The organism is Streptomyces sp. NPDC007025 (assembly GCF_042869455.1).
Lineage (GTDB): Bacteria > Actinomycetota > Actinomycetes > Streptomycetales > Streptomycetaceae > Streptomyces.
Genome location: NZ_JBIAFT010000012.1, coordinates 260,089 through 284,600, shown reverse-complemented (window position 1 = coordinate 284,600; position 24,512 = coordinate 260,089). Strand labels below are relative to the sequence as shown.

General features: G+C 72.0%; 20 protein-coding genes and 1 pseudogene. 12 read left to right on the top strand and 9 right to left on the bottom strand.

Annotated features, from left to right (window positions below; translation table 11 throughout):
* Nucleotides 1-250: 250 nt before the first annotated feature.
* Nucleotides 251-1,891 carry a glycoside hydrolase family 20 protein gene (locus ACFYMO_RS24305; protein WP_366774617.1) on the bottom strand — a complete coding sequence of 547 codons (1,641 nt, stop codon included), beginning with the start codon at nucleotides 1,889-1,891 and terminating at the stop codon, nucleotides 251-253.
* A gap of 162 nt (nucleotides 1,892-2,053) precedes the next feature.
* Here ACFYMO_RS24305 and ACFYMO_RS24300 point away from each other — a divergent pair, with 162 nt between their 5' ends.
* From ACFYMO_RS24300 to ACFYMO_RS24280, 5 genes are all read left to right on the top strand, one after another.
* Complete coding sequence (locus ACFYMO_RS24300) at nucleotides 2,054-2,569, top strand: 2-oxo-4-hydroxy-4-carboxy-5-ureidoimidazoline decarboxylase (RefSeq protein WP_366774618.1); 516 nt, start codon at nucleotides 2,054-2,056, stop codon at nucleotides 2,567-2,569.
* A gap of 204 nt (nucleotides 2,570-2,773) precedes the next feature.
* Nucleotides 2,774-3,154, top strand: a complete 381-nt coding sequence (sdhC, locus tag ACFYMO_RS24295) for a succinate dehydrogenase, cytochrome b556 subunit (protein WP_037706945.1) — start codon at nucleotides 2,774-2,776, stop codon at nucleotides 3,152-3,154.
* Nucleotides 3,155-3,160: 6 nt separating this feature from the next.
* Entirely contained in the window at nucleotides 3,161-3,658 is a 498-nt protein-coding gene (locus tag ACFYMO_RS24290) for a succinate dehydrogenase hydrophobic membrane anchor subunit (RefSeq protein ID WP_366774619.1), read from the top strand.
* Between the two features lie 31 nt (nucleotides 3,659-3,689).
* Nucleotides 3,690-5,453, top strand: coding sequence for a succinate dehydrogenase flavoprotein subunit (gene sdhA, locus ACFYMO_RS24285; RefSeq protein WP_366774620.1), 1,764 nt, complete (start codon nucleotides 3,690-3,692; stop codon nucleotides 5,451-5,453).
* Nucleotides 5,453-6,232, top strand: a complete 780-nt coding sequence (locus ACFYMO_RS24280; protein ID WP_075002103.1) for a succinate dehydrogenase iron-sulfur subunit — start codon at nucleotides 5,453-5,455, stop codon at nucleotides 6,230-6,232. The genes sdhA and ACFYMO_RS24280 overlap by 1 nt, the downstream gene beginning before the upstream one ends.
* Before the next feature lie 320 nt (nucleotides 6,233-6,552).
* Here the strand turns inward: ACFYMO_RS24280 and ACFYMO_RS24275 are convergent, their stop codons facing one another.
* Entirely contained in the window at nucleotides 6,553-9,504 is a 2,952-nt protein-coding gene (locus tag ACFYMO_RS24275) for a BTAD domain-containing putative transcriptional regulator (RefSeq protein WP_388548839.1), read from the bottom strand.
* A gap of 147 nt (nucleotides 9,505-9,651) precedes the next feature.
* Between ACFYMO_RS24275 and ACFYMO_RS24270 the strand changes: the two genes are divergently transcribed.
* Both ACFYMO_RS24270 and ACFYMO_RS24265 read left to right on the top strand, forming a co-directional pair.
* Entirely contained in the window at nucleotides 9,652-10,062 is a 411-nt protein-coding gene (locus ACFYMO_RS24270; protein ID WP_366774967.1) for a hypothetical protein, read from the top strand.
* A gap of 366 nt (nucleotides 10,063-10,428) precedes the next feature.
* On the top strand, nucleotides 10,429-11,688 hold the full coding sequence (locus tag ACFYMO_RS24265; RefSeq protein WP_388548836.1) for an acyl-CoA thioesterase/BAAT N-terminal domain-containing protein: 1,260 nt from the start codon (nucleotides 10,429-10,431) through the stop codon (nucleotides 11,686-11,688).
* A 26-nt stretch (nucleotides 11,689-11,714) separates the two neighbouring features.
* On the opposite strand, the gene ACFYMO_RS24260 is transcribed toward ACFYMO_RS24265, so the two are convergent.
* Together ACFYMO_RS24260 and ACFYMO_RS24255 are read right to left on the bottom strand one after the other, a co-directional pair.
* The gene (locus tag ACFYMO_RS24260; RefSeq protein WP_388548833.1) at nucleotides 11,715-13,118 is read right to left on the bottom strand and encodes a metallophosphoesterase; all 1,404 of its coding nucleotides are present in this window, start codon (nucleotides 13,116-13,118) and stop codon (nucleotides 11,715-11,717) included.
* A 52-nt stretch (nucleotides 13,119-13,170) separates the two neighbouring features.
* Entirely contained in the window at nucleotides 13,171-13,410 is a 240-nt protein-coding gene (locus tag ACFYMO_RS24255) for an SCO4848 family membrane protein (protein WP_276479139.1), read from the bottom strand.
* Between the two features lie 386 nt (nucleotides 13,411-13,796).
* On the opposite strand from ACFYMO_RS24255, the gene ACFYMO_RS24250 reads away from it, so the two are divergent.
* Entirely contained in the window at nucleotides 13,797-15,014 is a 1,218-nt protein-coding gene (locus tag ACFYMO_RS24250) for a D-alanyl-D-alanine carboxypeptidase family protein (RefSeq protein WP_388548830.1), read from the top strand.
* A gap of 196 nt (nucleotides 15,015-15,210) precedes the next feature.
* Here the strand turns inward: ACFYMO_RS24250 and ACFYMO_RS24245 are convergent.
* From ACFYMO_RS24245 to trpS, 3 genes and pseudogenes are all read right to left on the bottom strand, one after another.
* A pseudogene (locus ACFYMO_RS24245) lies at nucleotides 15,211-16,230 on the bottom strand (YhjD/YihY/BrkB family envelope integrity protein); the annotation flags it as partial.
* Nucleotides 16,231-16,339: 109 nt separating this feature from the next.
* Complete coding sequence (locus tag ACFYMO_RS24240) at nucleotides 16,340-17,023, bottom strand: 2'-5' RNA ligase family protein (protein WP_276478188.1); 684 nt, start codon at nucleotides 17,021-17,023, stop codon at nucleotides 16,340-16,342.
* Between the two features lie 11 nt (nucleotides 17,024-17,034).
* Nucleotides 17,035-18,048 carry a tryptophan--tRNA ligase gene (trpS, locus tag ACFYMO_RS24235; protein WP_366774784.1) on the bottom strand — a complete coding sequence of 338 codons (1,014 nt, stop codon included), beginning with the start codon at nucleotides 18,046-18,048 and terminating at the stop codon, nucleotides 17,035-17,037.
* Between the two features lie 241 nt (nucleotides 18,049-18,289).
* On the opposite strand from trpS, the gene rocD reads away from it, so the two are divergent.
* On the top strand, nucleotides 18,290-19,516 hold the full coding sequence (gene rocD, locus ACFYMO_RS24230; RefSeq protein ID WP_366774783.1) for an ornithine--oxo-acid transaminase: 1,227 nt from the start codon (nucleotides 18,290-18,292) through the stop codon (nucleotides 19,514-19,516).
* A gap of 210 nt (nucleotides 19,517-19,726) precedes the next feature.
* Here rocD and ACFYMO_RS24225 read toward each other — a convergent pair whose 3' ends face one another.
* The gene (locus ACFYMO_RS24225) at nucleotides 19,727-20,041 is read right to left on the bottom strand and encodes a hypothetical protein (protein ID WP_388548825.1); all 315 of its coding nucleotides are present in this window, start codon (nucleotides 20,039-20,041) and stop codon (nucleotides 19,727-19,729) included.
* Between the two features lie 162 nt (nucleotides 20,042-20,203).
* On the opposite strand from ACFYMO_RS24225, the gene ACFYMO_RS24220 reads away from it, so the two are divergent.
* Entirely contained in the window at nucleotides 20,204-20,944 is a 741-nt protein-coding gene (locus tag ACFYMO_RS24220) for a GntR family transcriptional regulator (RefSeq protein WP_360303140.1), read from the top strand.
* Here the strand turns inward: ACFYMO_RS24220 and ACFYMO_RS24215 are convergent.
* Complete coding sequence (locus ACFYMO_RS24215) at nucleotides 20,905-22,449, bottom strand: PLP-dependent aminotransferase family protein (RefSeq protein ID WP_366774782.1); 1,545 nt, start codon at nucleotides 22,447-22,449, stop codon at nucleotides 20,905-20,907. The genes ACFYMO_RS24220 and ACFYMO_RS24215 overlap by 40 nt on opposite strands.
* A gap of 46 nt (nucleotides 22,450-22,495) precedes the next feature.
* Between ACFYMO_RS24215 and ACFYMO_RS24210 the strand changes: the two genes are divergently transcribed.
* Nucleotides 22,496-22,969 (top strand): carboxymuconolactone decarboxylase family protein, encoded by a 474-nt coding sequence (locus tag ACFYMO_RS24210; RefSeq protein ID WP_388548821.1) that lies wholly within the window; start codon nucleotides 22,496-22,498, stop codon nucleotides 22,967-22,969.
* Nucleotides 22,969-23,709, top strand: coding sequence for an isocitrate lyase/phosphoenolpyruvate mutase family protein (locus ACFYMO_RS24205; protein ID WP_366774781.1), 741 nt, complete (start codon nucleotides 22,969-22,971; stop codon nucleotides 23,707-23,709). Before ACFYMO_RS24210 ends, ACFYMO_RS24205 begins: the two co-directional genes overlap by 1 nt.
* Nucleotides 23,710-24,512: the final 803 nt, after the last annotated feature.

Genomic DNA, 24,512 nt, shown 5'->3' with positions numbered 1-24,512 from the left:
CACCGTCAGCATCCGGACTCCGTGGTGAGCGCGGAACGGCGGCCCGCGAACGGTTGCGGCGTGGCGCGTAACACATTGCGAGGCGGTGGCGCTGAGGAGAGTACGGGCAAGCCGCTGGCGTAGTGAGCCCGTGTCCGACGGCGGCCGGGGTCTCTCCTGTGGGGGGTGGCGACCCCGGTCGCCCTCGGCTTTTCCCGCCCCCCCGGCCGCCGAACCGGGGCCGGTCGGTCCACGGCCGGGCCGGTCCCGGTCAGTCCACCTTGTCGACCAGTTTCACGAAGTCGTCCCAGGAGCGTTCGGGCCGCTGCGGGTCCCACAGCTTCTGGGCCGTCGCGGCGAGCGGCAGCCGGATCCCGCGGGCGACCTGTCCGGTGGTCTGCGCGTCGGCGAGGTCGCCCCAGACGGCGAACCGGCCGCCGAGGATGCGGTCCCGTCCGGCCCACTTGTCCGGCACCGGTTCGGTGCCGCGCACCACGGCGGGGGTCCACTCCTCGTAGATGCGTCGGCCGGTCGGGTAGGTGAAGTTGTTGGGCTGGCCGAGGACGTAGTACAGGTACTCGTCGTTGAGATTGACGATCTTCCAGCCCTCCTTCAGGTACTCGGACGGCTCCCGCTCCCCCGCTTCCCGTCCGGTCCAGTAGGCGACCTCGCGCGGCTTGTTCGGCTTGACGACGCCGCCGCGGTGCATGCCGTCGTTCCACACCTGCGGGATCTTGCCCTGCTTGTCCAGGGTCGAGGCGCGGTCGTTGAGCCAGGCGGTCGCCAGGTCCTGGACGGTGGCCTTGTCCCCGAACTCCTCCCGCGCCTTCTTCGCGAGCCCGGGGTAGGTCTGCTCCGGGTTCTCCGTCATCAGTGCCTGGTACTCGTCGCCGCCCGCGTGCGCCCACTTGCCGGGGAACAGATCGGCGAACTCGACCAGCAGTTCGTCGACGAGCTTGGCCGCGGCGGGCTTGCTGATGTCGATCGCGCCGCGCGGGGTGGCGCCCGAGGCGCTGCGCAGTTGCAGTTCGGGGTGGGCCTTCAGGACGGCGCCGAGGTGGCCGGGCGAGTCGATCTCGGGGATGACGGTGATGTGCCGGGAGGCGGCGAGGTCGACGATGTCGCGGACCTGCGCCTTGGTCAGGTGGGGGTCGGAGACGATCTCGGGGTGGGTCTCGCTCTCGACGCGGAACGCCTGGTCGTCGGAGAGGTGGAGCTGGAGCTGGTTGAGCTTGAGGTCGCCCATCTGGCGGATCCGGGCCTCGATCCAGTCGGCGCTGAAGTTCTTGCGCGCGATGTCCAGGGAGAAGCCGCGCTGCGGGCGGTCGGGGGCGTCCGCGACGGTGCCCTCGGCGAAGCGGCCCTGGGCCCGCCAGGTCTGGAGGAGGGTGCGGGTGCCGTAGAAGACCCCGGCGTCGCCGCCTCCGGTGATGGTGATCTTGCCGTCGCTGCTGACCAGCCGGTAGCTCTCGGGGCCGCCGTTCACTTTGCCGCCGGGGGACTTCCCGCCGTCCTCGCCGCGCTTGAGCTCGATGTCGCCGGTGCGGGACGGGCCCTTGGCGACCGGCACCTTCAGCTCGTCGGCGAGCAGCTTCGCCTCGTCGCGGAGCGAGTCGGCACCGGGGACGACGCGGGTGCGGTCCGTACGCTGCCAGCCCGGACCCCGTACGGCCTTCCAGTGGCGCACCGAGGGCACGGCCGAGGGTGCGGGGCCGAGCCGGTCGGGCCCCTTGGGTGGCTGCTCCGATCCGCTCCCCGAGGCGGAGGGGGAATCGCCGCCCCCGTCGCCGTCACCGCCGCAGGCGGTCAGGCCGAGCAGGCTGACGGCGAGGGTGAGTGCCAGCGGCGCGCCGGAGCGGCGCAGCGCCCCGCCGGCAGTCCGTCCCGACTTCTTCGACCAGTTTCGTCCCATACGGATACGGTATTTCCCCTTCCCAACCCTTCCCCGTCAGCTATGCGTCCCCACGCGTTCCCTTACGGGTGAAAAGCACGACTCGGACGGCCGATCTTGCCTGGTCGCCACTACCGTGGCGCATCCGGGTCCACATCCGGATCCATCGGACTTACGGAGCGCATGACCCTTCCCACCCCTCCCCGCCACGGAACGCGGACACCCCTGGACCGGCTCAACACCGCCGCCCTCGCGACGATCGAGCCGCTGCTGCTGCGCTGCTGCGGCAGCCGCCGCTGGGCCCGCCGCCTCGTGACGCACCGGCCCTACCCGGACGTGGAGGCCCTGCTGGCGGCGGCCGACGAGGCGAGCTACGACCTGACCCCGGCGGATCTGCGGGAGGCACTGGTCTGCGAGACGGCCGCACACCCGTTGGAGGGGGAGCCGCAGCCGGGCGTACTCGCCGCGCACACGGCCCTGCGGGCAGCCCACGCCGCGTACGAGCGGAAATTCGGGCACGCGTTCCTGTACTGCCTGGACGGGTTCGCCGCCGAGGAGCGGCTGGACCAGGTGCTGGCGGGCATCAGGTTGCGGTTGGAGAACGATGCCGACGAGGAGTGGGCGGTCACCGCGGAGGAGCTGCGGCGGCTGGCACGCGGGCGGCTCGGCCGGCTGGCGGCGCCCGGACCGGCGGACTGAGCCCCACCGTGGGGCCCACGGTGTGTCGCCGCTCACACCGCGGATAGGCCGTCCGTGCCTGATTGATCACACCTGCACACCCCTGGGCGAAGGTGCCGACAACCCGTCGCTACGATGACCGAGGCCGGTGGACCGTACCCGGCCGGGCCCGCCCGACCTACCGAAGCCGGCAGGCCCCAATATCCGCTCCCGGAGGGTTTATCCGTGCCGGCTGGAACGCTGTACCGCGGCCGGGAAGGAATGTGGTCCTGGGTGGCTCACCGAGTCACCGGCGTCCTCATCTTCTTCTTCCTGTTCGTGCACGTCCTCGACACCGCGCTCGTCCGCGTCTCGCCAGAGGCGTACGACGACACTGTCGCGATCTACAAGACTCCGCTCGTCAACCTGATGGAGTACGGCCTGGTGGCCGCCATCCTCTTCCACGCGCTGAACGGCCTGCGGGTCATCGCCGTGGACTTCTGGTCGAAGGGCGCGAGGTACCAGAAGCAGATGCTGTGGACCGTGCTGGGCGTGTGGATCGTCCTCATGGCCGGTGCCTTCTACCCGGTCCTGCAGCACACGCTGCGCGAGCTGTTCGGGAGCTGATCCGTGATGTCGACGACCGAGACGACCGAGGCCGCCAAGAACGACGGCGCGGGCGAGCCCACCGACAGCGTCACGCTGTACGACGTGGACCACCCGGCCCCCGTCATCGAAGCGCCGCGCAAGCGGACCGCGAAGACGCCCAAGGCGTCCCGCGGCAATTTCGAGATGCAGACATGGCTGTTCATGCGGCTGTCGGGCATCGTGCTGGTGGTGCTCGTCCTGGGCCACCTGCTGATCCAGCTCGTGCTGGACGGCGGCGTCAGCAAGATCGGCTTCGCGTTCGTCGCGGGCCGCTGGGCCTCGCCGTTCTGGCAGGTGTGGGACCTGACGATGCTGTGGCTGGCGATGCTGCACGGCGCCAACGGGCTGCGCACGGTGATCAACGACTACGCCGAGCGCGACAACACCCGCTTCTGGCTGAAGATGCTGCTCTACACGGCCACCGTCTTCACCGTCCTGCTGGGCACGCTGGTGATCTTCACCTTCGACCCGAACATCCGCTGACGTACCGGGGCTGAAGGCTGAGGTTTTCCCGATGAACAACGTCAAGATCCACAAGTACGACACCGTCATCGTCGGCGCGGGCGGCGCCGGTATGCGCGCGGCCATCGAGTCCACCAAGCGCAGCCGCACCGCGGTGCTGACCAAGCTCTACCCCACCCGCTCCCACACCGGCGCGGCGCAGGGCGGCATGGCCGCCGCCCTCGCCAACGTCGAGGAGGACAACTGGGAGTGGCACACCTTCGACACGATCAAGGGCGGCGACTACCTGGTCGACCAGGACGCCGCCGAGATCCTGGCGAAGGAGGCCATCGACTCCGTCCTCGACCTGGAGAAGATGGGCCTGCCCTTCAACCGCACCCCGGATGGCACCATCGACCAGCGGCGGTTCGGCGGGCACTCGCGCAACCACGGCGAAGCCCCGGTGCGCCGCTCCTGCTACGCCGCCGACCGCACCGGCCACATGATCCTCCAGACGCTGTACCAGAACTGCGTCAAGGAGGGTGTGGAGTTCTTCAACGAGTTCTACGTCCTGGACCTGCTCCTCAACGACGTGGACGGCATCCGCAGGACCGCCGGAGTCGTCGCCTACGAACTGGCCACCGGCGACGTGCACGTCTTCCGCGCCAAGTCCGTCGTCTTCGCCTCCGGCGGCAACGGCAAGTTCTTCAAGGTCACCTCCAACGCGCACACCCTGACCGGCGACGGCCAGGCCGCCGCGTTCCGGCGCGGGCTGCCGCTGGAGGACATGGAGTTCTTCCAGTTCCACCCGACCGGCATCTGGAAGATGGGCATCCTGCTCACCGAGGGCGCCCGCGGCGAGGGCGGCATCCTGCGGAACAAGGACGGCGAGCGCTTCATGGAGAAGTACGCGCCCGTCATGAAGGACCTCGCCTCGCGTGACGTCGTCTCCCGCGCGATCTACACCGAGATCCGCGAGGGCCGCGGCTGCGGTGCCGACAAGGACCACGTCTACCTGGACCTCACGCACCTGCCGCCGGAGCAGCTCGACGCCAAGCTGCCCGACATCACCGAGTTCGCGCGCACCTACCTGGGCATCGAGCCCTACACCGACCCGGTGCCGATCCAGCCGACCGCGCACTACGCGATGGGCGGCATCCCCACCAACGTGCAGGGCGAGGTGCTGGCGGACAACAGCACCCCCATCCCCGGCCTGTACGCGGCCGGCGAGGTCGCCTGCGTCTCGGTGCACGGCGCCAACCGGCTGGGCACCAACTCGCTGCTGGACATCAACGTCTTCGGCCGCCGGGCCGGCATCGCCGCCGCCGACTACGCGGCCACCGCCGACCACGTCGACCTGCCCGAGGACCCGGCCACGTTCGTCCTCGACGAGATCGAGAACCTGCGCGACGCCACCGGCAACGAGCGCGTGGTCGACATCCGCAAGGCGCTGCAGGCCACCATGGACAAGAACGTCATGGTCTTCCGCACCGAGCAGACGCTGAAGGAGGCCGTCGAGGAGATCGGCGCCCTGCGCAAGCGCTTCCGCGACATCAGCGTCCAGGACAAGGGCAAGCGCTTCAACACCGACCTGCTGGAGGCCCTGGAGCTGGGCAACCTGCTCGACCTGGCCGAGGTCACGGCGGTCTCCGCGCTCGCCCGCAAGGAGTCGCGCGGCGGTCACTACCGCGAGGACTTCCCCAACCGCGACGACGTCAACTTCATGCGGCACACCATGGCGTACCGCGAGGTGGGCGACGACGGCACCGAGTCGATCCGGCTGGACTACAAGCCGGTCGTGCAGACCCGCTACCAGCCGATGGAGCGTAAGTACTGATGAGCACCGCAACGCTGGACAAGAACGACTCCGCCGGGCCCGTCGACTCGGCCGAGAACAGCGCCTCGCACCTGATCACCCTCACGCTGCGGATCCGCCGGTTCAACCCGGAGGTCTCCGAGGACGCGCAGTGGCAGGACTTCACGCTGAAGATCGACCCGAAGGACCGCGTCCTCGACGCGCTCCACCAGATCAAGTGGGAGCAGGACGGCACCCTCACCTTCCGCCGCTCCTGCGCCCACGGCATCTGCGGCTCGGACGCCATGCGGATCAACGGGCGCAACCGGCTCGCCTGCAAGACGCTGCTGAAGGACATCAACCCCGAGAAGCCGATCACGGTCGAGCCGATCAAGGGGCTCACGGTCCTCAAGGACCTGGTCGTCGACATGGAGCCGTTCTTCCAGGCCTACCGCGACGTGATGCCCTTCCTCATCACCAACGGCAACGAGCCTACCCGTGAGCGCTACCAGTCCGCCGCGGACCGGGAGCGGTTCGACGACACCACCAAGTGCATCCTGTGCGCCGCGTGCACCTCGTCCTGCCCGGTCTTCTGGAACGACGGCCAGTACTTCGGGCCCGCGGCCATCGTCAACGCGCACCGGTTCATCTTCGACTCGCGCGACGAGGGCGGCGAGCAGCGGCTGGAGATCCTCAACGACCGGGACGGAGTGTGGCGCTGCCGCACCACGTTCAACTGCACGGACGCCTGTCCGCGGGGTATCGAGGTCACCAAGGCCATCCAAGAGGTCAAGCGGGCCCTGATCACCCGCCGCTTCTGACCCTCTCCGGAGCGCCCCCCTTCGCGGGGTGCGACTTCGCGGAATCAGTCCCCCTCCGAGGGCTGCATAACGTCGGCGGGGCACGCCTCCTGGGGTGCCCCGCCCTCCGCTTCGCGGTGGGGGGCGCGTTGTGGGGGCACGCCCCCTGGCGTCTTCGGCTGCCGCCGAGATCGTGTCGGGGGGCTCCGCCCCCCGACGGCCCCCCGCTAGTGGGCTTCGCCCCCTAGGACCCCCAGCCGCACCCGTGCAAGCCCCTGCTTACCTCGCTCCGGACCAGGGGCCCGGCCCGTCGGGTGCGGGAGGAGTCCTGATGCCGTCCGTCACAGCCCAAGAGCGCTCCCGCCGTCCTCCGGAAGCAGGCCGAGGAGTTCTCGCAGTTCGGGGACTTCGGTGCTGTCGGTGCCGGACAGGGCGCCGAGTGCGGCACTCCACTGCTCCCGCGCCTGCTGCGCCCGCCCCATGTCCGCCAGCACGTGGCCGCGCTCATGGCGGGCGAGCCCTTCGGCGTGGCGGTCGTGCCGTTCCGAAGCCAGTTCGGCCAGCCGGGTGGCCTCGTCAAGGGCGCGCCCCCCGTCGCCCACTGCGCGCAGTCCGCGCACCAGTCCCAGGCGGGTCTGTGTCTCCGAGTGCCAGTCCGGGAAGTCCCGCAGGACCGCGAGACCGCGCTCGAAGCTGCACAGGGCCTGCTTCGGCTCGTCGGCCCGCAGCAGGGCGTAGCCGATGTTGCAGTACGCCGTGTGCCGCACCACCGCGTCGCCGTTGCGTTCCCCGAGGGCGAGGCTGCGCTCGTGGTAAGCGACTGCCCCGGTCGGATCACCACGGTGATCGGCCAGGTTGCCGAGGTGGCTCAGTACGTGGGACTGCGCCACCGTGTCGGCCAGGCCTTGAGCGACGCGCAGGGCTTCGTGAAGAGCGTCCTGCGCCTCCGCGTCCCTGCCCAGACGATCCAGCAGCAGGCCCTGGTGACTGAGGGACCTGCGGATGCCGACCCGGTCCCCCGCCGCACGCTGCATCCGCAGCGCGCGGCCCGTGAACTCCAGGGCCTGATTCAGGCGGCCCGCGAGGAAGTGGGAGCCCGCGAGATCACTCAGTGCGATCGAGATGGCGTGCGCGTCTCCGACCGCACACGCTGCGGTCAACGCATGCCGGGCCAACTCCTCCAGTTCGTTCATCCGGCCGTATCGCTGGAGGAAGGGAAAGAGCTGCCGGACCACACCGGCCAGCGCCGCGCGGTCCGCCGCGCGGACATCGGCCCCTTCAGCGACACGCTCTGCCAGCACCGCGATATTCGGAAGCTCCGCGTCCGCCCAGCCGACGATGCCGTCGGGGAAGGCTCCTTCGCCGCCCCCCTCGGGAACGTACAGCCGGTCCCGGCGCTCGGAGCCCGGTGGCACCAGCGCGCACAGAAGGCGCCCGGTACCTTCCGCGTACCAGCGCAAGGCGGTGCTCAGCCGGCCGGCGGACGCCGGACACCCGGCAGCCGCCTCCCGCACCAGATCGTGCGCCGTATACCGCTCGGGGACGGGTTCCTCCAGCAGCGCAGCCTGCGTGAGCCGTTCCAGCGCCGCCGCGGTGCGCCCGGCGGACAGCCCGGCGAGCCGGGCGAGCAGCGGCTCACCGTAGTCGGGTAGGGGCACCGAGCCCACACAGTCCAGGACGAGCGCCGCGTCCCGGTCGACGCCCCGCTCGGATTCGCGCAAGGCGCGTACAGCACCTGTCAGCAGTCGACGGACGCTCAGATCGTCGTACTCCAGTCCTTCCAGCAGGCCGTCACCGTCCAGCAGGAGAGCGAGCCGGTCGGCGGTCAGTGTGCTGCGGGCCGCCAGACGCGCGGCCATCACCCGGAGGGCCAGCGGCAGACCGCCCGCGAGCGCGACCAGTTGGTGCCCCGCGCCGATGCCGTCGTCCCGGCCGGAGGCGGTCCGTAGCAGCGCGGCGCTCTCCCGAGCCGTCATCGGGCGCAGGGCCACGTGCCGAACGCGGTCCAGCGCCGTCAGCCCGCTGCGACTGGTGATCAGCACCCCGCAGCCGACGCCCGAGGGCAGCAGCGGCCGGACCTGCGCGGCACAGGCGGCGTCGTCCAGTACCAGCAGCATGCGCTCGCACGCCAGCACCGTCCGCAGCAGCGCGGCAGCAGCCTCCTCGTCCCCAGGGACGTCCTGCGGCGCCACCCCCAGATCCCGCAGCAGGACGGCGATCGCCTGCTGCGGTGTCCGCCGGGAACCGTCGGCCGCCGCACCGTGCAGAGAAACGTAGAGCTGCCCGCCGGGGAAGACGCTTCGCAGGTCGTAGGCGGCCTGCGCAGCCAGAGCGCTCTTCCCCACACCGGGCATCCCGCTGACGACGGCCACCCGTGGCCCACCGTCCGCCGTCCCGCCCAGCGCCGAACGCAGCGCGGCACGCTCGGCTTCCCGACCCGTGAAGCACCTCGGCGGAGGCGGTGTCGTCGCCGGAGCGAGCCGTGCGGCTCCCCTGCCTCTCCCCCGCGGCGCGGCCGGGACGGCCAACACCTCCTGGTGAGCTGCCTGCACGGCGGGCCCCGGTTCGGTGCCGAGCCGTTCCGCGAGGGTCCGGCGCAGCACCCGGTGCACCTCCAGCGCCTCGGCCTGCCGGTCCGACCGGTGCAGGGCGAGCATCAACTGCCGGTGGAACGCTTCCCGCAGCGGATGCCCGGCGGCCAGCCCGGTCAGCTCAGGGACGAGCTGCGCGGGATCGTCGCGGAGAGCGAGCCTGGCCTCCATCCGCCACTCCAGGAGCTCCAGACGCTCCTCCTGGAGCCGGTCGGCGTAGGCGAGGTCGACGAACTCCGTCCGGACGCCCGTCAGTGGGGCGCCGCGCCACAGCGCGAGAGCCGCCCGCGTCCGCTCCGACACTTCGGACCAGCGCCCGGCCGCAGCGGCTGCACGGGCCGCGACCACACCATGCCGGAAGACCCGGACATCGAGTTCACCGTCCTGCACCACGAGTCGGTATCCGGTGCGCAGACCGCGCAACCGGCCCGGGTCGTCGAGCACCCGCCGCAGCCGTGCGGCGAAGTTCTGCAACGAGGCTCGGGCCGAGGGAGGCGGGCTGTCCCACAGCGCGTCCTGCAACGCCTCGACTGTCACGACCCTTCCTGGTTCCCGCAACAGCGCCGCCAACAAGGTGCGGACCATGGTGCCGCCCACCGGGCACGGCTCCCCCGTGACCGGATCGAACAGGCAGACCGTCCCGAGCAGACCGAAGCGCAGCCCGTCCGGACTCCGGTCCCGTATCTCACCGCTCCCGCGCATCAGCAGCCTGCCCTCCCGTCGGCATGCTAATGGCCGCCACCCGACACGAGACCGGTCGCCCAGGACTGTTGGCGTTGTGTTGGCGAGCCGGTCTGCAATGACGCCCAGGAGCTCTCACAGCAGAACCGGAAGAAAGCGGATAGCACCTTGTTCAAGCACGGCACGAAGCTCGCCAGGGGACTCGCCACGGCCGCTGCACTGGCAGCGGCCACCACCGCCACCCTGAGCCTGACGGCAGTCCCCGCCCAGGCGTCGGGAACCGTATACGGCACGCTCACGGACAACGACGGCATCGTGCGGGCTCGCTGGACCTGGAAGGACTACGGCGAGATCATCACGATCACCGACGCCCGCAAGGACGGATACGGCATCAGCATCTTCGTGGACGACTACAGCGACATCTCGAAGGAGTGGGGAAGGTGTCACGTGGGCGGCTACGGCAAGACCAAGACCTGCAACCTGAGCATCCCTGAGAACCGACGTCTGTACGTGTGGGCTGACGAGTTGAACAATTCCGCCATCCATGCCCTCTACCCGACGGGTGAGGTGCACTCCTGAGCCCCCAGGCGCCGATACCCGCGCCGGCCCGCCGGGGGGCTTTCGTTGCGGGAGCACTCTTGGGCTGTGACGGACGGCATCAGGACTCCTCCCGCACCCGAAGGGCCCAAGAAAAGACCCGGAGCAAGGCCCGCAAAGGCTCACACCACTGCGGCTGGGGGTCCTAGGGGGCGGAGCCCACTAGCGGGGGGCTGTTGGGGGGCGGAGCCGCCCCGACGCCCGTCCGGCGAGGACAACGGGGGTTCGGGGGCGAAGCCCCCGACAACGGCGCCGCACCCGGCAACGACCGACGGGGGCGCCCAGCGAAGAAGGGGGGACGGCGCCCCCGCAAGGGGGCGCCGGGGAAGAGTGCGTAGGGTGCGGACGATGGGACGCATACGGATCGCACCGACGGCAACGGCAGTGGCCATGGCCCTCGCCGCGACGGCCTGCGGGGCGAGCGACCCCGCGAAGGCGCACCCGGAGCCGAAGCCGACCGCGCACTTCACGGCGGACCATCCGGTCGCCCGCGCGGACGAGCAGGTGCATGTACGGCTCGAAGGGCTCACCCCGGGCACGAAGGTCAGGATCACCGCCGGGGCGAAGGACCGGCACGACCAGCGGTGGGCCGCGGCGGTGCGGCGGACGGCGGACGAGGACGGCGCCGTCGATCTGGGCAGCGGCGGCACCGCGGACCTGCTGGAGCGGATGCTGCCGACCGGCGGCCGGGCGAAGAAGCTGATCGGCAGCGGTAAGGCGTTCTCGTACCACCCGGGCCCGCCCGGGCAGCAGCGCTCCTACTCGGTGCGGCTCACCGCCACCGCGCTGTCCGGGAAGGACGAGGGCGAGCGGGTGGCACGCCGCGACCTGGTCCGGCAGTGGCTGACGAAGGGCACCACGCACCGTGAGCTGACCGTCGCCGGGGACAAGGTGGCGGGCGATCTCTACCTGCCGCCCGAAGGGCGGAGCGGCGGCGGGGACGCGAAGGCGCCCGTGCTGGTGTTCGGCGGCTCGGAGGGCGGCAACTCCGGTACGTACACGGCCGCGCTGCTCGCCTCGCACGGGCACCCGGCGATGTCGGTGTGCTACTTCCGCTGCGGAAAGGACTCCGGGCGCCCGAACGGCATCGACAGCATCGATCTGGACTACTTCACGCGGGCCGGGCGGCTGCTCCGCAAGCAGCGGGGCGCCGATCCGGAGAAGCTGGCCGTGATGGGCAACTCGCGCGGCAGCGAGGCCGCGCAGCTGCTCGGGCAGCGGCGCCCTGACGTGTTCCGCGACGTGATCGCGTACGCGCCGTCGTCCAAGGTCAACGGTCCGTATCTGAGCGGTACGACCGCCTGGACGGACCACGGGGAGCCGGTCCCGACCGGGCCGATTCCGCTGGACCGGGTGCGCGGCACGGTGCTGGCCGTCGCGGGCGGCAACGACAAGATGTGGGGCTCGGCCGCCTCGGCCGCCGCCATGGCCCGGCAGGGCGCGAAGAAGCTGGTGTATCCGGACGCCGGCCACCATGTGAACTGGTTCCCGCTGGGTCAGCCGGGCCAGGAGGGCGGCCGGGACGGCGCCGTCGCCGCCACCGCGGAGGCGGACCAGGCCGCACGCAGCAGTTCCTGGCCGCGGGCTCTCGAACTGCTGGAGCGGTGAGCGGCGGCCCGCTCGGCGCGGCCTGACTACGCCTTCTTGGCGGCCAGGGTGACGACGGTGATGTCCGAGTCGGCGCCGACGCGGACCGGCGGGCCCCAGGCGCCCGCGCCGCGGGTGACGTAGAGCTGGGTGTCGCCGTAGCGTTCGAGTCCGGCGACGGTCGGGTTGGCGAGCGCCGCCAGGTGGTTGCCGGGCCACAGCTGGCCGCCGTGGGTGTGGCCGGAGAGCTGGAGGTCGACGCCGTGGTCCACGGCCTCGTGGATCTGCACCGGCTGGTGCGCCATCAGCACGCAGGCCCGTTCGGCGTCCCGGTCGCGGAGCGCCCGGTCGAAGTCGGGCCCTTCGCCCTGCTCCTCGCCGGCGAGGTCGTTGACCCCGGCGAGGTCGAAGCCGGGCAGTTCGCGGCGGGCGTTCTCCAGCGGGTGGACGTTCAGCTCCCGCAGGTGGTCGATCCATTCGCGGGCGTCGCCGAAGTACTCGTGGTTGCCCGTCACGAAGAACGTGCCGTGCCGGGAGCGCAGTTCGCGCAGCGGCTCGGCGGCGGGGCCGAGGTGGGCGACGCTGCCGTCGACCAGGTCGCCGACGATCGTCACCAGGTCGGGCTGGGTGCCGTTGATGGCGTCGACGATCCGCCGGGTGTGGCCGCGGCCCAGGATCGGCCCGAGGTGGATGTCGCTGACGACGGCGACGCGGTAGCCGTGGGTGCGGCGGCCCAGCTTGGCCAGCGGGACGGTGACGTGCTTGAGGGTGGGCCCGTTCAACACGCTGTAGGCCCCGGCCGCGGTGGTGCCCAGCCCGGCGGCGCCCGCTGTGACGGCGAGGGTGCGGGCGAGGAAGACGCGGCGGGAGGGTACGGGCGCGGCGAGGGGCACGGTGTGCGGCTCGTCGGGGTGCGGCCCGGCCTCGGTGGAGCCGGTCGCGGTGGATTCCGCGACGGCGTGACCGGATTCCGCGTCGGCGTCCGCCGGGACGGCCGCCCCGGCGGACGGGGACGGGCCGCCCGCAGGGGTGACCGCAGGGCCGCCCGCAGGGGTGACCGGCTCCGCGACCGGCGCCGGCTCCACCACGGCCGGGGCCGGCTCCGCGGTGGGGCCCTGGATCGACCGTGCCCTCCCCCATGCGGTGCGCCGCAGGACGAACCGCACCAGTTCTCCGGCGAGCAGCGCCAGGGTCAGATAGAGCAGGCAGGCCAGCCAGAGGAAGCCCGGCCAGGCGAATATCTGCTCCGTCAGGAAGGGGGCACCGGCCCGGCCGGAGACCAGCGCGCCGAGGGTGGTGACCGGCAGCAGCACCGCCAGCACCGTGCCCAGGCGGCGCCACCCGCTCCGGGGCGCGGACACGTCGCGTACCAAGCGCCGCCACAGGTACAGGTGCGTGCCGGCCAGCAGGCCCAGCACGATGAGCCCGATCAGTACGAACACAACCACCATGGAAGTCGTCCCTCCCCCTCGTCTCCCCCGCTCACCGGATTCCGCGCCCGCCTCAGGTGCGCCGGGCCGCCCGCAGTCCGCGCAGTCCGAGCACGCCGATGGCCGTTCCCAGCAGGAACGAAGTAATCGCCAGCAGCAGATGGACCCAGAAGTAGCCCGTGGGCGCACCGGCGTCGTCGAAGGCCAGCCCGCTGCTGTCCTTCCATAGGTTTTTGACGAAGGTGACCCACACGAACCACGACCAGACGCCGAAGGCGAGCAGGAACCAGGAGACGCGCCGGGAGAGCACCAGCCCGGTGCGCCGCCGGGCCGGGGACTCAGACTCCGGCCCGGGGGCGGGTTCCGCGGTGGGCGGGGTGGTGGAGGCGTCGCGCATGATGTCCAGTATGGCCGGTGTGCCGTCGGTGGCTGCCGGGCGCCCCCCTGGTGAGCTTTCGGGACGGCCCTGGGGGTCCGGGTGCGCTGCCCCCTACCCCCCATTGGCCTACGGGACTGGGCGAGTTGGGCTACTTGGACCCGTGGTTGGCGGGCCTCGACGTCCCCGGCGCGCCGATGGGCCTGTACGTTCGCAGGGTGCCCATTTCTTCGCATTATTCAGCTCCCGCCGCGCGCCCGTGCGCGCGCGGCACCGCGCGCACGCGGCGTACGGCGGCGCGCGGTGGCCTCGCGTCCGCCGCCTTGGCCCTCTGCCTGCTGGCTGCCGCGGGTGCCCAGCCCTCCTACGCGGACGAGAACGAGCCGGGCGGCAAGCCCGCGGAGCCGAAGCCTCCGGCGCAGATGTCGACGGTCGGCGGCGAGCAGCTGGGCCGGCCGGGTACCCAGGTGAATCTGAAGGAGGGGGCGCCCGAGCTGCCCGAGAAGCTTTCGGGGCGTTCGTGGATCGTCTCGGACGCGGAGTCGGGCAAGGTGCTGGCCGCGCACAACGCGCACTGGCGGCTGCCCCCGGCCAGCACCCTGAAGATGCTCTTCGCCGACACGGTGCTGCCCAAGCTGCCCAAGGACCGCAGCCACAAGGTGGTCCCGTCCGACCTGGAGGGGATGGGCGAGGGCAGCAGCCTGGTCGGTGTGAAGGAGGGTGAGTCGTACACGGTGCACGACCTGTGGCTCGGCGTCTTCCTGCGCTCGGGCAACGACGCGGTGCACGTGCTGTCGGCGATGAACGGCGGCGTGCCGAAGACGGTGCGGGAGATGAACGAGAAGGCCCGCGCGCTGCACGCCGAGGACACCGAGGTGCTCAGCCCGGACGGCTACGACCACGAGGGCCAGGTCTCCTCCGCCTACGACCTGACGCTGTTCGCGCGCTCCGGCCTGCAGAACGAGGAGTTCCGCGAGTACGCGGCCACCGCCACCGCGAAGTTCCCCGGCGAGACGAAGAAGGACAAGAAGACCGGGAAGACCAAGCGCGGGAGCTTCCAGATCCAGAACACCAACCGTCTGCTGACCGGTGATGTCGGTGTCGACCCCTACCCGGGGATCGCGGGCGTCAAGAACGGCTTCACGACGAACGCGGGCAACACCTTCACCGGCGTCGCGCAGCGCGGGGACCGGGTACTGCTGGTGACGGTGATGCACCCGGACGCGAAGGAGCCGCACAGCGTCTACAAGGAGGCCGCCAAGCTGCTGGACTGGGGCTTCGCCGCCGACGGCAAGGTGGAGCCGGTCGGTCTGCTGGCGGCGCCGGGCAGCGCGACGAACGGCGGCCCCCAGGCGGGCAAGGACGGTGAGGCGGGCGGCTCGGACGCACGTGCCGCCGCGCACTCCGCCGACAAGCCCTCGGGCGGTGCCGGTACCGCGCTGGGGATCACGGCCGGTGTTCTGGTCGTCCTCGCTCTGGTGGCGTACGGGGTACACCGCCGCTGGCCGCTTCCGGAGCTGGCCCGCCGCCGTCGCGGGTGACGTCGGCGCCACCGGTGGTGTGCCGACCGCCGGTGGCGTCAGGGCCCGTGTCACCTCCGCCGGTGGCGTCAGGGCCCGTGTCACCTCCGCCGGTGGCGTCAGGGCCCGTGTCGCCTCCGCCGGTGGCGTCAGGGCCCCCTTCGCCGGTGGCGTCCTCTCCGGTGGTGTGGGGCCCGGCGGTGGACTCCTCACCGGCGCGGGCCGCCGCACCGCCGGGGTCGGCTTCGCTGCCCCCGGCGGCCTCGCGCTCGCTGCCCTCGGCGCCCTCGGCGTCGGGTGAGTCGTCGCCGCTCACGGCGTTGGGTGAGTCGTCGCCGCCGCTCACGGCCAGGTCCTTGACCGGCTGCCGGTCCTCGGGGCCTCCGTCGGGTGCCGGGGCCGTGGCCGTCCAGGCGGCGCAGTAGAGCAGGAGCTTGGTCATGAAGCTGATCCACAGCAGCAGCGCGATGGGGACGCCGAAGGCGCCGTAGAGGTTCTTGGCGGCGACCTGCTGGAGATAGCCGCCGAGCAGCAGCTTCAGCAGTTCGAAGCCGACCGCGCCCTGCAGGGCGGCCGCCACCGTCGCGCGGCGCGGCGGCCGCACCCGGGGCAGCAGGGTGAGGACGTACCACAGCAGCAGGAAGTCGGCGGCGACGGCCGCCGCGTAGGCGGCGGTGCGCAGCAGTACCGTGCCCACTCCGCCCTCGGCCAGTTCCAGGCGCTCGGCGACCCGGGTGACGGCGGTCACGGCGAAGGCGGAGCCGCCGAAGGAGACCAGTCCGACGACGCCGAGGCCCAGCAGGATCCCGACGTCGACCACGCGGCGCACGACGAGGTTGCCGGGGTCCTCCTCCAGGTCCCACATGGCCCGCAGGCTCTCGCGCAGTACGCCGACCCAGCGGCCGCCGGTGAGCAGCAGCAGTCCGCCCGCGATGCCGCCGACGGTGCCCGCGTTGTCCACCAGCGACTGGAGTTCCAGCCGGTCGGAGATGCCCGGCACCTGCTCGGTCAGGGTGTTCTGGAGCCGGGTCATCTGGCCGTGCGAGAGCAGCGCGGCCGCCACGGCGGCGCCCACGGCCAGCATCGGGAACAGCGCGAGGAAGCTGTTGAAGGTGATGGCGGCGGCGAGCCGGGTCCACTTCCGGGTGTCCAGGTGCTCGTAGATCCGCCAGAGGCGGGTGGCGCGGAGCCGGGCGAGGGACGAGCCCACGATCGGCAGCTTCGTCAGTTTTTCCACACCAGCCACCTGCCCAGCCCCGCGCGCTCCAGCCGTCACCGGACCGTATCGCGTACCGCACGCCGCGGGGGCGCTGCCCTGCTCAGCGTTCCCCGTCCGGGGGAGGCGGTCAGAGCGTGGCGGGCGGGCGGGCCGAGCGCCGCTGGTACGGCGGGCGGCAGGTTCCGGACGGGAGGGTGACCTCGAAGCTGGGCGCGGCCTCCACCCCGGGGCCCTGCGGATGGCCGGGGCCGGCCGCCGGGCCCGGGCCGGCGCTGGGGTGCTGCGCGAACGGGAACTCGCGCTTGAGCCGCCACACCTGGTCCGCGCCCTGCTCGTAGAGGGCGAACCCGGCGGCCGTCCAGGCGCACTCGAAGTCGGCCAGCTCCCGGTGGGCGCGGTCCATGGCGGGCTCCGGAATGCCGTGCGCGACGGTCACGTGCGGGTGGTACGGGAAGTGCAGCTCGCGATCGAGCGGGCCCTGCGGGTCGCGGACCTGCTCCTGGAGCCGGGAGCAGGCCGTGGCTCCTTCGACGACCTGGACGAAGACCACCGGTGAGAGCGGCCGGAAGGTGCCGGTGCCGGAGAGCCGCACCGGGAAGGCGCGTCCGGCCAGCGCCACGGCCGCCAGGTGCGCCTCGATCTCCGGCCGGGCCGCGGCGGGCACCTCGGTGGGCGGCAGCAGCGTGATGTGGGTGGGGATGCCATGGGCGGCGGCGTCGCCGAAAGAGGCCCGCCGCGCCTGGAGCAGTGTGCCGTACGGCTCCGGGACAGCGAGCGATACGCCGAGGGTGACGGTCGCTCCCGCGCCCATAGGTTCTCCCTTCACTGCCTGCCGGGCACGAGGCCCACCTTGTCGTACACGGTCCGCAGCGTCTCGCTCGCCACGGCCCTGGCCTTCTCCGCGCCGTCGGCCAGGATCTTGTCCAGCGCCGACGGGTCGTCCATGAATTCCTGCGTCCGGGTGCGGAAAGGTGTCACCCACTCGGTGACGATCTCCGCGAGGTCGGTCTTCAGCGCACCGTAGCCCTTGCCCGCGTACTTATCCTCCAGTTCCTGGATTCCGGAACCGGTGAGCGTGGCGTAGATCGTCAGCAGGTTGCTGATGCCGGGCTTCTTGTCCTGGTCGAACCGGATGACGGTGTCGGTGTCGGTGACCGCGCTCTTGATCTTCTTCGCGGTGGTCTTCGGCTCGTCCAGCAGCTCGACGAGGCCCTTGGGAGTGGACGCCGACTTGCTCATCTTGACCCCGGGGTCCTGGAGGTCGTAGATCTTCGCCGTCTCCTTGAGGATGTACGCCTCGGGCACGGGGAAGGTGGCGCCGTACCGCCCGTTGAAGCGCTCGGCGATGGTGCGGGTCAGCTCCAGGTGCTGGCGCTGGTCCTCGCCCACCGGCACCTGGTGGGCCTGGTAGACCAGGATGTCCGCCACCATCAGTGCCGGGTAGGTGAACAGCCCGACGCTGGTGTGGTCGGTGCCCTGCTTGGCCGACTTGTCCTTGAACTGCGTCATGCGCGCGGCCTCGCCGAACCCGGTCAGGCACTCCACGATCCAGCTCAGCTGGGTGTGCTCGGGAACGTGGCTCTGCAGGAAGAGCGTGCACCGCTGCGGGTCCAGTCCGGCGGCCAGGAGCTGCGCCGCGGCCAGCCGCGAGTTGTCGCGCAGGTCGGCCGGGTCCTTGGGGATCGTCAGGGCGTGCAGGTCGACGACCATGTAGAAGGCGTCGTGGGTCTCCTGGAGGGCCACCCACTGGCGCACGGCACCGAGGTAGTTGCCGAGATGGAACGAACCGGCAGTGGGCTGGATACCGGACAGCACACGAGGACGATCATTGACCATGCCGTCATTCTCTCAGGTGTCCGGACCGGCCGATGCCCCCGTCCCGGGTGACCTGGGGCACGGGAGAGATCCGCGGGAGCACGCGGGCCCGGCACGGAGGCACGGGGGCTCACGGCCCGGGCCGGGGGCGCGCGGCGGAACCGATCGGGCACTCTCGTACCCCCCGCCTGCCGAGGGACGATAGAAAGGTGCGGCCCCACCGGGCAGGTATGCCGGTATGCACGGCGGAACGGAGACGACGATGTCGACGCAACCCACCCTCTCAAGCTCCTCGAGCGCGCAGAGCATCGCCACAGCGGAGGCTCACAGCGCGCACAACTACCATCCGCTCCCTGTCGTCATCGCCACCGCGGACGGCGCGTGGGTGACCGACGTCGAGGGGCGCCGCTATCTCGACATGCTGGCCGGTTACTCGGCGCTGAACTTCGGCCATCGCAACCCGCGCCTGATCGCGGCGGCCAAGGCCCAGCTCGACCGGGCCACCCTCACCTCGCGTGCCTTCCACAACGACCGCTTCGCGGACTTCGCCGCACAGCTCGCGGAGCTGTGCGGCATGGAGATGGTGCTGCCCATGAACACCGGCGCCGAGGCGGTGGAGACCGCCGTCAAGACGGCGCGCAAATGGGGCTACCAGGTCAAGGGGGTCCCCGACGGGCAGGCGAAGATCGTCGTCGCCGACAACAACTTCCACGGCCGGACCACGACGATCATCAGCTTCTCGACCGACGAGGAGGCCCGGGCCGACTACGGACCGTACACGCCGGGCTTCGAGATCGTCCCCTACGGCGATCTCGCGGCGCTGGAGGAGGCCGTCGACGCGGACACGGTGGCCGTGCTCCTGGAGCCCATCCAGGGCGAGGCGGGCGTTCTGGAGCCCCCGCCCGGGTATCTCGCCGGGGTCCGCGAGCTGACCCGCTCCCGCGGGGTGCTGTTCATCGCCGACGAGATCCAGTCCGGGCTCGGCCGCACCGGCGCCACCTTCGCCTGCGAGCAGGAGGGCGTCGTCCCCGACATGTACGTACTGGGCAAGGCGCTGGGCGGCGGCGTGGTGCCCGTCTCGGCCGTCGTCTCCACCCGCGAGGTGCTGGGCGTCTTCCGCCCCGGCGAGCACGGCTCGACGTTCGGCGGCAACCCGCTGGCCTGCGCGGTGGCGCTGGAGGTCCTGGAGATGCTGCGCAGCGGCGAGTACCAGCAGCGCGCCAAGGACCTGGGCGAACACCTGCACCGGGAGCTGCGCCTGCTCCCGACCACGGCGGTCCGCGAGGTCCGCGGCCGCGGCCTGTGGGCGGGGGTCGACATCGATCCGTCGTACGGCACCGGCCGCGAGATCTCCGAACGGCTGCTGGCCCGCGGGGTGCTGGCCAAGGACACCCACGGCTCCACCATCCGGCTGGCCCCGCCGCTGTGCATCTCCAGGGAGGACCTGGACTGGGGCCTGGACCAGCTCAGGTCGGTACTCACGAGCTGACCCCGCCGCCGCGACCGACACGGCCCGCACGGCACGGCGCCGCCGCCCGGCCCCTCCGGGCGGCGGCGCCCTGTGCGTCGCGGGGTGACTCCCGGCGTGCCCCTGTCCCGCTTCGCGCGGAGGCAGCCGGGGGGCAACCGAGGGGACGGCCGAAGCCGGGCGCGGCGCGGAGCCGCACGCCGGCAGCGCGTCCCCGCGCTACTGCCCCGGCTACCCGTCGTCGCAGACCCCGAGCCGGAGCCCCCGGCTGTGCGCGATGCGCAGCGCGTCACGGAGGGCCCGCACGGCCGCCGTCAGGGCCAGGCGCAGCGCGAGAGCCCCGGCGCCGGGATCCGCCAGAAGCGCCTCGCCCTCCCCCAACACCCCCGCCGCGTCGCGGATCTGCCGCTCCTCGGTCGCATCGGCCGGCGCGGAGATCATCCCGTCCTCGGCCCCGGGCGCCAGGTAGCAGGGTTTCCCGGTCTCCGACGTCCACGGCAGCAGGCGCAGGTCTTCCTGAAAGAGGGGGTCGTTCTCGGAGCCCATACAGCGCTCCTCTCTTGAGAGGTGAATTCGGTGTGCACTAGGTCACTGTGCGTCCGTCCTAGTTCACCGACAAGCCCTTCGGTCGAGATTCACCCATCAGAGGTGCACTAGTTCGCACTTGAGCCCTTCCGGCGAACTAGTTCACCGGATAGCGTCCGTCCCATGGCAGAGCAACGCTTCATGGACATCGCGGCCGAACTGCGGGACCGGATTCTGAGCGGCGAGTTGAGCCCCGGGGACAAGGTGCCGACCGTCAAGGAGTTGGCGGCTTCCTATCGGTGCGCCGGAGCAACTGCACAGCGGGCACTGGGCCAGTTGTCGGTGGAAGGAGTCGTACGGACATCGCCGCGTGGCACATTCGTCGCGGACGAGGCGCCGGTCAGCATGACGCCTGCCGAGCGGGCCGGGCTGGCACGGCGGACCGGAAGCGTGCTGACGAACGGCGAGTCCGTGGTCGTCACGGCGGCGGAACTGATCGTGCCCCCGCTGTACGTGGCGGAGATCTTCGACCTGGAACACGGAGACCAAGTCGTCCGGCGGGAGTACGTGGTCGGGCGGGGAAGGGCCCGGCTGATGCTGGCGGTCGACTGGTTCCCCGCCCACTTCGCCGCGCTCGTACCGGATTTGCTCAGCACCGCACCCGGCAAGGTGCATGGCCTCCTGCCCAAGGTCCTCGAATCCACCGGGCGCGTTCCCACCTATGCGCGCGACGACATGCACGCCCGACAAGCGGACCAGCGCGAAGCCGGGCACCTCGGCATTCCGCCGGGCGCACCCACTCTGGCTGGTGCGCACCGCTGGAGCGACAAGGACGGCATGATCCTTTACGGCGAATGGTGCCTGCCTCCACGGTTGACCCTCTCCTACGAGACGGACCCCAGCGGTCTGGGCACGGACGGCTGACAGCCGCGCGCCAGCGCCCCGCACAGGGCCTCCAGCGCGGCGGTATAGGCGTGTTCGGGCGGGGTGCCGTAGCCGACCACCAGCGCCGGGTCCGGCGGCGGCTGCGCGGGTGCCGCCGGATGGCGGAAGGCGGAGAGCGGGTCGAGGGCGACCCCGGCGCGGTCCAGGGCACGCAGCGCGTCCGCCTCGGTGACCCCGGGCGGCAGGCGCAGCACGGCGTGCAGTCCGGCCGCGATACCGGTGGCGCTCACCTCGGGGACCCGCAGGGCCAACTGTTCCACCAGCCGGTCGCGGCGGACACGGTAGCGCTGCCGCATGGCGCGTACGTGGCGGTCGTAGGCGCCGCGTTCCAGGAAGTCCGCGAGGGTGAGCTGGTCGAGGGCGCCGGTGGTCCACTCCGCGGGCGTCTTCGCGGCCAGCACGGCGTCCACCAGGTGCTCGGGCAGCACCATCCACCCCAGCCGTAGCGCGGGGGCGAGGGCCTTGCTGGCAGTGCCCAGGTAGACGACCCGGTCGGGGTCGAGCCCTTGGAGCGCCCCCACCGGGTTCCTGTCGTACCGGAACTCGCCGTCGTAGTCGTCCTCCAGGACCAGTCCGCCGCTCCGGCCGGCCCAGTCGACCACGGCTGCCCGGCGGTCGGGGTGCAGCGGCGCCCCGAGCGGATACTGGTGTGCCGGGGTGAGCAGTACGGCCCGTACACCGGTGAACTGCTCCTCGGTGTCGAGGAGTTGCGTGCGGGCGCCGTGGGAGTCGACCGGCAGGGGGCGGGTGCGGGGGCGGGAGGTCTGCTCCAGCAACTCGCGGTGGAAGGGCAGTCCGTACTCCTCGACGGCGATGTCCCCCGGCACCGCCCGGGCCAGCAGTGCGATGCCCTGGGCGAATCCGGCGCAGATGACGATGCGGTCCGGGTCGGCGCGGACTCCGCGGGCCCTGGCGAGATAGTCGGCCAGCGCCTGCCGGAGCTGGCGGGCGCCGCGCAGGTCGCCGTGCGAGAAGGCGCCGGCCGGTGCGTCGGTGAGGGCGCGGCGTGCCGAGGTGAGCCACGCCGAGCGGGGGAAGGCCGAGACGTCGGGTGCGCCAGTGCGCAGATCGTGGGCGGGGCGCTGCTGCCCGTGCCGGTCCCGGGCGAGCGACAGCCGGGAGGGCCGCTCGGCGCGGGTCCGGGCGGCCGGGCGGCGCGGGGGCGCCGGGGCCGCGCGGTCCGCCACCCGGGTCCCGGAGCCCTGCCGTGCGGACAGCCACCCTTCGGCCACGAGTTCCGTGTACGCCCCGGCCACGGTGTTGCGCGCCAGGCCCAGATCGGCGGCGAGGGTGCGGGACGAGGGCAGGCGGGTGCCGGGGGCCAGCCGGCCGGTCCGGACGGCGTCGCGGAGCGCGGCCAGCAGGGCGGCGCGGGGGCGGGGCGCCCCGGGGCCCGCCGTGGAGCCGAGATCGAGGTCGAGGTGGAGGTCACTGCCGGTGCGGCGGTCCCGGCGATGCCGAGAATTGGCCCACGAATCTGCCATGGAAGTGGACCATACATCTGAACCACTTCCGCATAGGCTCGCAGCCATGACGACCACACCGCGGATGGACATCTGGCAGACCGCACCCCGGCTGATGAAGGGCATGTACGCCTTCCAGGAGGCCGCGTCGGCGGCGGGACTCGAACCCGTGATCGGCGAGCTGGTCAAGATCCGCGCCTCGCAGATCAACCGCTGCGCCTACTGCCTGGACATGCATCTGGCCGACGCGCGCAAGGCGGGCGAGTCGCAGCTGCGGCTGGACCTGCTCGCCGCCTGGGAGGAGAGCGGCGACCTGTTCACCGAGCGGGAGCGGGCCGCGCTCGCACTGACGGAGGCCGTCACCGAGCTGACGGACGGCTTCGTGCCGGACGAGGTGTGGGAGCGGGCCGCCGCGCACTTCGACGAGACCGAACTCGCCGCGCTCATCGGCCAGATCGTGGCCATCAACGCCTGGAACCGGTTCAACGTGACCGTGCGGGGCCTTCCGCAGAGCCTGCGGGACGGCGGTCGGGCCGCCTGATGGACACCGCGGACCACGCGGATGCCGCTGCCCGGTTCCGCCGGCTGCACCACGACCGGAAGCCGGGCGAGGCGCTGGTGCTGCCCGGCGCCTGGGACCCGGCCTCCGCACAGATCTTCGCCCAGGCGGGGTTCTCCGCGCTGGCCACCCCCAGCGCCGGGGTGGCGGCCTCGCTCGGCTACGAGGACGGCGCGTGCCCCGCCGACGAGATGTTCGCCGCCGTCGCCCGGATCACCCGCGCCGTCACCATCCCGGTGAGCGCGGACATCGAACGGGGATACGGGCTGCCCCCGACCGAGATCGCCGCCCGCCTCCGCGCCGCCGGGGCCGTCGGCTGCAACCTGGAGGACTCGGCGGACGGAGCGCTGCTGCCGACCGAGGAGCAGGCCGGCTTCCTGGCGGACGTACGGGCCGCGCTGGGCTCCGCACCCTTCCTGAACGCACGGATCGACGTCTACATCCGGGGCGCCGAGGAACCGCTCGCGGAGGCGCTGGCACGGGGCAGCGCCTACGTCGCGGCGGGCGCGGACGGGGTGTATCCGATCGGCGCGCCGACGGAGGACCTCGCGGTCCTCGCCCGCACGCTGCCGGTGCCGGTCAACGCGCTGGCCGAGGAAGACGGACCCCGCGCCGCGGAGCTGGCCGCCGCCGGTGCCGCGCGGGTCACCTTCGGCGGCGGCCTCGCGGCCCGCGCCTACGCGGGCGTCCAGGCCCTCGCGGACCACCTGCTCGCCTCCTGACGCCGGGCGCCCCCTTCGCGGGGGCGCCGCATCGGACGGTGTTGCGGCTGTCTCCTCTCGCGTCCGCCCCGATGCGCAGAGGACCGCGGACGAAGTTGGCGCTTGCCGCACCGAACTTCTTCCGCAGCAGGCCCGAAAGGGTCCGGAGCGCGGCGCGGATGTCAGCCGCCGCAGCAGCTCTCGCGGAGTGCGAGGCGACGTTCTCACGATTCGCACTCCGCCCACTGACATCGCGCAGGGGTTGTACAGCAGACCCGGATCGTTCCCCCCTCGGTATGTACGTCTGTTGTCTGAGAGCAAAAATTTCCGAGCGGATTATGTGCGCCCTCTGGATCTGAGTCGCCACGGTGTGGAACCGTCGCAGGCGCTTCCGGTCAGAGCGGCCGGGGGCTGATTCCCAGGGGGGAAGACGCTGTTACGTGCTTCGGGCACGTCCATGTGGCGTGCCCGAAAACAGTCCAGACGTTCCGTCACTGCCGTGATCGCCCTGCTGGCGGCTACCGCGACCGGCGCGGCGGCGCTTCCGGCCACCGCGAGTGCCGCGGCCCCGGCGAAGGGGGCGCCGGGGTCGGCGTGGGGCACGGGCCGGCCGGACGCGAAGCTCCCGCCGGTGAAGGTGGGAGGGACCGAACCGGCCGCCAACGAGGACGAGGTCGAGCCCTCCCCGGAGGTGGCGGCGCAAGGCGCAGAAGGAACGCGCCGATCGGCCGTCCGACGCCACCGAGGAGAAGAAGGCACGAAAGTCCGCAGCGGCCACGTCGGACGTCGTACCGGAAGGACAGGGGGACGTTCCCTGGCACGGG